At 72.5% G+C, this 1,973-nt stretch carries 2 protein-coding genes; one reads left to right on the top strand and one right to left on the bottom strand.

The features are described 5' to 3' along the window. The coding region (locus ACTUAL_RS22165; RefSeq protein ID WP_440901592.1) for a glycoside hydrolase family 5 protein at positions 1 to 699 on the bottom strand (699 nt) is incomplete at its 3' end. Positions 700 to 1,096: 397 nt separating this feature from the next. Here ACTUAL_RS22165 and ACTUAL_RS22160 point away from each other — a divergent pair. Then, complete coding sequence (locus ACTUAL_RS22160) at positions 1,097 to 1,858, top strand: hypothetical protein (RefSeq protein ID WP_096495315.1); 762 nt, start codon at positions 1,097 to 1,099, stop codon at positions 1,856 to 1,858. The last annotated feature ends 115 nt before the right edge of the window (positions 1,859 to 1,973 follow it).

Raw genomic sequence — 1,973 nt, 5'->3', positions numbered from 1 at the left:
CCAGCCCCAGTTCGGGTCGTCGGTGATGTTCCGCCTGACCTCGTTGTACAGGTCCGCGCCCACCACCCGCTTGTTCGACGCGTACCGCCGCGCCATGAACAGCCAGTCCTCCTGCCACTGCGCCTCGGTGCGCGCGGTGTTCCACCGCTCGTTCCCGTCGACGCCGCAGCACCACCGGGAGGTCCCCGTGTGGTTGTTCAGGATCACCGCGAACCCGCGCGCGGTCAGCCGCTCCACCACCCGGTCGTACACGCCGAGCGGGGTCAGGCCGCGCAGCTCCGGGTTCGCGGGCAGGTCGGGGACGGGGGCGGTGTCGCGCACCATCTCGTTGGAGAACGGCAGGCGCACGCTGTTGAGCCCCAGCTCTGCGAAGCCGTCGATGACGCTCTCCAGCGGCGCCCGGTCGAGGCCGAGCGGCGTCTGGTGGGCGATCTCCCCGGCGTGGTGGTTCGCCGGGTCGGACTTGGGGCCGGAGCCCGTCCACGTGCCGCTGGCGCCGTGCCAGTTGCCGGACTTGAGCTTGAACCGGTTGCCGTCCGCGTCCACGACGTACCGGCCCCGCGTGCTCAGCGGGGCCTTCCAGTCGGTGAGCGCGGCGGCGGTCGGCGGGGGGGCGGCGGGGGCCGCGGCGGCGGGCAGGGCGCCCGTGAAGGTCGACGCGGCCAGCAGGATGACGAGTGCGATAGGTCCAGACCTCACGGTCGGACCGTAGCGCCGCGTGATCGGTCGTGGACAGGGCGCGGCCGGGATTGGTCCGGACAAGAACCGGCCTTCACCTCCCGGACGGCTGAGGTCCACCTCACACCCCACTACCGGAACGGGCCGGTCGGGGGACGAGGTTGGGCCACGAGTGGAGATCAACGCCGAGGTGAGCGACTGACAGGTGCTTTTTGGTAGCGGGATTGGTCCGTTAGGGGTTCAACCCTCCCCTGCTGAGAAGGGCTCAGGCATACTCCCTTCGGGTGATCGAGGTCCCCCGATCGCGTCGTCGCGATGCGAGTTCGACGCAGCTTGGGGAACGTCGGCCCCAGTGCACCGCACACCGGGCGCACCGCCCAACCGGCTCCAGCGAACCAACCGAGAAAAGGGACGCCCAGTGGCCCTCCACGAGCAGACCGCGGACACCGCTGTCTACGAAGCCGCCCTCCAGCGCCGGGGGGTCGACCCCACCAGGATGCACGAGCTGAAGGCGATCGCCCTGTCCACGCCGGAGGGCGCCCAGCGGCTCAAGACCGCGCTCAGCGTCCAGGCCGCGGGCGCCGAGGTGCTGGTGGCGCGGAGCCGCAAGATGCTCTTCGACCTGAGCGTGCCGGTGCAGGTGGGCGTCTCGATCTGCAACACCACCGACAGCGTGATCACCTGCCGCATCGGCGGGCGCGCGGTCGTGGAGACCACCACGAGCTTCCACATCCCCAGCTGGGGCGAGAAGACCTTCTACGACGTCCTGGCCTCCGCCACCGCCGCCGCGTACGGGCAGGCGTGGCGCAAGGAGGAGGTGTTCGAGGACTACGTGGACGTGCCCGTCGAGCCGGGCCGCGCGTGCTGGCTGGAGCGCGAGACGGTCATGCGCACCAGCATCGGCGCGGACTTCATCGTGGCCACCCCGCCGCTGCGCCCGTTCCGCCTGGTCGGCGACTACACCGGTCCCGGCACGGCGGGCGGGCACACCGACCGGGTGACCGTGCGCACCCGCGTGCTCGACCAGGCCATGCAGGCCGCCATCCGCGAGGCCGCCGCCGTGGGCACCCCCGGCGTGCGCGGCCTGCCGGACGGCACCGTCGAGCTGTTCGAGGGCCTGGCGACCCTGCTGGACGGCGAGCCGCCGACGACCCTGGGCGTGCTGGACAACCGGCGCTGACCACCGCGCCCCCGTTCGGTCGGGGAGAGCGGGGCGCGGGGTCCGGGAAGACGGCCCTGGACGAGCGGGAGGCCGGGCGCGGCGGGGGAGGACCCCCGTCGCGCCCGGCCTTCGG

It is taken from the genome of Actinosynnema sp. (genome assembly GCF_052038725.1).
The sequence above is the reverse complement of the archived record's forward strand: the minus strand, read 5'-3'. Positions and strand labels throughout refer to the sequence as shown.